This window comes from Leptospira ainazelensis, assembly GCF_016918785.1.
In the GTDB taxonomy this organism is placed as follows: domain Bacteria; phylum Spirochaetota; class Leptospiria; order Leptospirales; family Leptospiraceae; genus Leptospira; species Leptospira ainazelensis.
The window spans coordinates 1-392 of the sequence record NZ_JAFFPT010000042.1; the positions used below are offsets into that span (position 1 = coordinate 1).

At 42.9% G+C, this 392-nt stretch carries 1 protein-coding gene; it reads right to left on the reverse strand.

Annotated features, from left to right (window positions below; genetic code table 11):
- Positions 1–392, reverse strand: a 392-nt coding sequence (locus JWG44_RS11130; RefSeq protein WP_205275028.1) for an integrase core domain-containing protein, incomplete at both ends; no start/stop codon positions are given.

A 392-nucleotide genomic window follows, 5' to 3' on the forward strand; every position in this document is an offset into this window, starting at 1 on the left:
CTTCGTGTGTTCGTTGAAGTAACCGATTGTTACAAAGCTGAAGAAGATCTTCCAGAGACCATCCTCGATGGGCTCGAACCCGATTTTTTCTCCGGCTAAACTCTTAGTAATAAAGTATCTCTGATTTTTCCAGTAAAAACATCCTTCGTCGACTTTTCGAATCTCAAAATGATCCGGATAAAAAATCTCCGGGATACGATTCGGAAAAGATCTCTGAGAAGAACTGTAAACTTGAGAGGGGGTCTTTTGACCCAAGGCTTCGTGAGGACGTTCTCCGTTGTATTCGATTCGAAAACGATCAAAAGACTTTTGTTGTTGTCTCATAGAAGAACGAATCGGGTAGACCGCTTCCGCTTTGAGAGTTCTGTGCATTCTCTCGTGTCTTCCGTTCT